General features: G+C 50.8%; 2 protein-coding genes and 3 pseudogenes. All 5 read right to left on the bottom strand.

Annotation, left to right across the window (positions count from 1 at the left end):
• Positions 1-11: 11 nt before the first annotated feature.
• Entirely contained in the window at positions 12-431 is a 420-nt protein-coding gene (locus B9Z54_RS22300; protein WP_275887838.1) for an AmiS/UreI family transporter, read from the bottom strand.
• A gap of 40 nt (positions 432-471) precedes the next feature.
• Positions 472-612: pseudogene (locus B9Z54_RS26285) on the bottom strand (AmiS/UreI family transporter); the annotation flags it as partial.
• A 105-nt stretch (positions 613-717) separates the two neighbouring features.
• Positions 718-1,577: pseudogene (locus tag B9Z54_RS22295) on the bottom strand (PPK2 family polyphosphate kinase).
• Positions 1,578-1,688: 111 nt separating this feature from the next.
• Positions 1,689-3,086 carry a M4 family metallopeptidase gene (locus B9Z54_RS22290; RefSeq protein ID WP_240190065.1) on the bottom strand — a complete coding sequence of 466 codons (1,398 nt, stop codon included), beginning with the start codon at positions 3,084-3,086 and terminating at the stop codon, positions 1,689-1,691.
• Positions 3,087-3,396: 310 nt separating this feature from the next.
• Positions 3,397-4,388: pseudogene (locus B9Z54_RS22285) on the bottom strand (ABC transporter permease); the annotation flags it as partial.

The following is a 4,388-nucleotide window of genomic DNA, read 5'->3' as shown; positions in this document are numbered from 1 at the left end:
AAGAGCGTCATTCATTGTGTCACTTCAAGAACTCGGCGGCCTCGCCACATCGTGAACCCAATATAGAGAACCGTCGTGCCGCTCGCTGCCCACCAGATCACGTCATAGAGCGGTGTCATCAAGTTGGCCAGTCCAAACAGCGCCGGGACGATCAGTGTCAACCAAGCGAGCACGAATGCGACTCGGGCCGTCAACCCATCAATTTGGCGCCCAAGACCCATCCCTACATAGAACAGTCCCCATAGGAACGACCAGAACAACCAGGTTACGGCGCCCATCACATCGCCCGTCGTGAACGAGATGGTGGCATAAAAAACGGCTGAAATCGAAACAAATAGCGAGAACCAACCGACGCCACGTCCGTCGAGGTCGAACAAAAATGTCACACCGACGTACAAATAGGTGAAAAGCGAACAAATAGATGCTCGCATATCCGAACACTTCCGCCGAACTCGCCCCGATGACGAGCCACGTCGCGATGAACGTCTGCAATAGCCCGGTGAAGAGACTGAATACACCCGCACTCTTGACGTCCACTTTCCCGAATAAGACGAGGCTGTTAATGAACAGTGCCACGCCACCAAATAATAAACTAATATTCCCCACTCTCATTGCTCCTTCGTACAGATGTCTGACGTCTTATTTTATACGTCCACTGTAACGTGAATTCGTTTTCAGTGCAAGTGGGGAAATGGATGTTCACGGAGTCGACAAAGGTCACTCATTCTCGAGCGTTTCAATCGCTTCATCAATCCGGTCCTGTTCGTCCTCCGTAAATGTCGGGAATTTAGGATCGATGTCTTCAAGGACGTCAATCATAATCGTGGAGACGATATATCTGGCGTACCAGTCATCATCTGCCGGGAGCACAAACCAGGGTGCATGTTTCGACGCCGTGTTCGATAACATATCCTCAAAGATATCCTGGTAATCATCCCAATGCTTTCGCTCTTCGACGTCATTAAATGAAAACTCCCAGTTCTTACTTGGATCTTTCAGTCGTTCAAGCAAGCGGTCACGCTGGACTTCTTTTGACACGTTAAAGAAAATTTGATGACTTTGAATCCGTTCTCATCTAAATATTGTTCAAAGTCATTGATTTGGCGATAACGGACCTTCCATACCGACTCTTTGTCCTCTTCATCAGGGATGACCTCTTCCCCGAGCAAGTCATGGACGCGCGGAGCGATCACTTCTTCATAATGCGACCGGTTCAAGATGCCTACCTGCCCCCGCTCTGGCATGAGGTCATGCATCCGCCACAAGTAATCGTGTTTCTTTTCCGTGTCCGACGGTTTTTGGAACGCGTTCGTCTTCAACCCTTGCGCGTTCAGATTTGAAAAGATATAACTGATCGCCTCATCTTTGCCGCCGGCATCGAGCGCCTGCAAGACGACAACGATCCCTTTCTTCGATTCGGCGTACAGCTTCCAATGCAACTCTTTCAATCGCTCCACGCTCTTTGGAATCAACTCGTTTTGTAACGTCTCGTCAGATGGCCGATCTTGTATCGTGGTCGGGAAATCGCTGAGACGAATCCCATTTTTATGGTCAATGCGCAAAGTTTGAATATCCATGTGTCCTCCTTGACTCGATTGAATTCTAAGTACAACACCTATTTACCCTATTCTTTCAAAAAATAGCGACAAAAAATCCTTTCCGCCGAAGCGAAAAGGACTGAATCAAGTTTAGTTGATGCCGACCGCATCGAACGATTTCGCCGCTGCGACTGCTTGCGTGCTCGTCGCACCGTGCAAGTCTTTGGCCGATTGAACGACGGCTTGACGTAGGCTTGAGAAGTTTGAAGTCGGTGTCAAGTAGACCGTGAGGGCACGGTAGTAGATGTCCCCCATCTCCATGACGCCGATGCCTTGGACCGAGACGCCGTAGTGCGAACCGCCGCTCGCTAAGAGATAAGCCGCTTTGTTGACGATTCCTGAGTTGATGTGGACGCCGCCGTTATCCTGCGTCCCCGTGTAACGGACCGAGTAGTGGTCCGGGTCACCATATGCTGCCGGATTCGACATCGAACGGAGACCGTCCCCAGCCACACCAGGCGTATAGATGTCTTCCCCGACCAACCAGTCGAAGTTCGAGCCGACGCTATATTCCGCGACCGTACCGAAGATATCTGATACCGCCTCGTTGATCGCACCCGATTCATTTTGATAGATCAAACCGGCCGTGTATTCTGTAACGGCGTGTGACAATTCGTGAGCGACAACGTCGAGTGCACCAGAGAGGTACGTGAACGTTTGGCCGTCCCCGTCACCGTACACCATCTTGCTGCCATCCCAGAACGCATTGTTGTAGCTACGGCTATAGTGGACCGTCGAGTTGAGGGCCGCACCGTTGTTATCGTAACTGTTGCGTCCATAAGTGTTCTTGAAGAAGTCATACGTCTTCGTCGCGTTGACATGGGCACTGACCGCGGCCCGGTCGTACGTCGTGTTCAAGACGTTGTCAGCGTCGGCCCAGAGAGATCCAGGAAGGCGCGTCCGGTTTCCGGCGTCATACGTATAGATGCCTTTACCGCGCGTCGAGTCTTGGAGATAGTAATATGAACCGCTCTTCGTCGTCTTGAACGTTTGGCTCTGACCAAGGACGTCGATTCCCGTTCCCGTAAATGTCGTACCCGTGACGCCGTTCGCCGGTTTGGCGTGCGCCAATTGGTTGTATTTGTTCAATACTTTCCCGCTTGCCGCATCGATGAAGTATGTCCAGCGTGACGGCTCATCCGCATCAAGGATCGTCCCGGTCACTTCATACGCATAGACCGCCTCTTCACCATTCGGATAGACGACGAGTTCCGCTGCCGGCTCAAGCTCGTATGCGCCTTTGTGGCCGACAAGCTCTTTATAACGAGCGACCGCTTTTTGCTCATTCAGCTTGATCGATTTATGTAATCCTTTAAGTTGTTTCGTATCATCGACGACCGTTTTCAATTGACCATCATTATCGACGACACCGACGACAATTCCACCGAAGACTGGCACTCCGTCGACCGTCTGTTGTAATTTGACAACTTGTCCGACTTTGTCACGCTTCGATTCGAGCGTTTTGAATTCGCCTTTCGCTTTTCGCATACTCTTTGACGATTGTCGTCGGGGCTTCGTTCGATGGTTTCGTCAACGTGCCCGACTTGAGCTCCGCCGCGCCGACGAGTTGTGGCACGAGCAAGACTCCTGCGATGAGTGATGTAGATAAAACTTTTTCATGTGTGTTTCCCTCCTTATGTGGTGTCTCCTACTTTACATAGTTTCACACATTTAATGTATCCAACTTTTTAATTATTTTGACAATTCAAATTATTAAGACATTTGCACTAACCCGTCCTCTTCTCTAGTCGTATCAGCCGTAACAAAAAAGCGTCACCATGGAAGGTGACGCCAGTCATCAATAGACATCTTTTTGTGTGAAATGGTAGAACGCATACGCGAGAGCCGCTAGCGACCAGACGAATATGACGATGAGCGAGAACGGCAACGTCATCCCCTCGATTGGTGGGGCTTGCCCCTCGAGATAGGTATGAAGACCGAAGTTGACGTTGACCAAATATTTCGAGCTGTCCCAATTCGACCCGAGCGACGTGAGGAGCGGTCCTGAAATCAGGACGGCCATCATGATCCCCAATCCCTGTCGCCGTGTTTTTGACGATGACCGAGATCATGAGCGCAATCGTCCCGACGGCTTGCGACGACAAACCAAGATAGTCCGACCGACATGAGCAAGTATTGCCACATCGGCAGCGTATGAACGAAGTCGGTCGAGAACGTCCCCGTCGACGAGGCCTGGAAGCCGGTCAAAATCGGAGCGGTCCATCCGTCCCAACCGAGCACGATGCCGGAGATGGCGTAACTAACGAACGCCGTGATGAAGATGAGAATCGACGTATAAAGCAGCGTCGTCATCCATTTGGCGAGCAAGATTTTGAATCGCCTTACGGGGCCGTGACAACAGTGTCTTGATCGTCCCGTCATTGTGTTCACCGCTGACGATATCCGCCATCAAGACGATGATGAAGAGCGGCAGCACGAGCGTCGTCCCTTGCGAGAAGAAGACTCGCATGAACGTCGGAGCCCCGGGATAGTTCGGGTTGATATCATTATCTAAGTAGTATTGATTCTGTTGGACCTGGAACTCCAAGATTTGACGGAACTCGTCCTGAACGTTCGCCGAGGCGAGCCGGTTTTGCGTATCGACAATCTCTTGTTGCAAATCGACGCGCCAATCGATCGTCCCTTGTTCTTCGCGCTGTTTCTCGATTTGACGATAGTTCGCATACGTGAACATCGAAACGAGCACAATCAAGATGATCGAGACGACGAGGAGTCGTCGCTTCTTATGAATCTTTAAAACTTCGTTCCGAATAAGACCAAGTATTGACG

Source organism: Bacillus sp. P14.5 (genome assembly GCF_003316765.1).
Taxonomy (GTDB): domain Bacteria; phylum Bacillota; class Bacilli; order Bacillales; family Bacillaceae_B; genus Rossellomorea.
The sequence above is the reverse complement of the archived record's forward strand: the minus strand, read 5'-3'. Positions and strand labels throughout refer to the sequence as shown.

Excerpts from the sequence above, each read along its gene's own strand:
- B9Z54_RS22300 (WP_275887838.1), bottom strand. The coding sequence starts at position 431 with ATGCGAGCATCTATTTGTTCGCTTTTCACCTATTTGTACGTCGGTGTG.
- B9Z54_RS22290 (WP_240190065.1), bottom strand. The coding sequence starts at position 3,086 with ATGCGAAAAGCGAAAGGCGAATTCAAAACGCTCGAATCGAAGCGTGAC.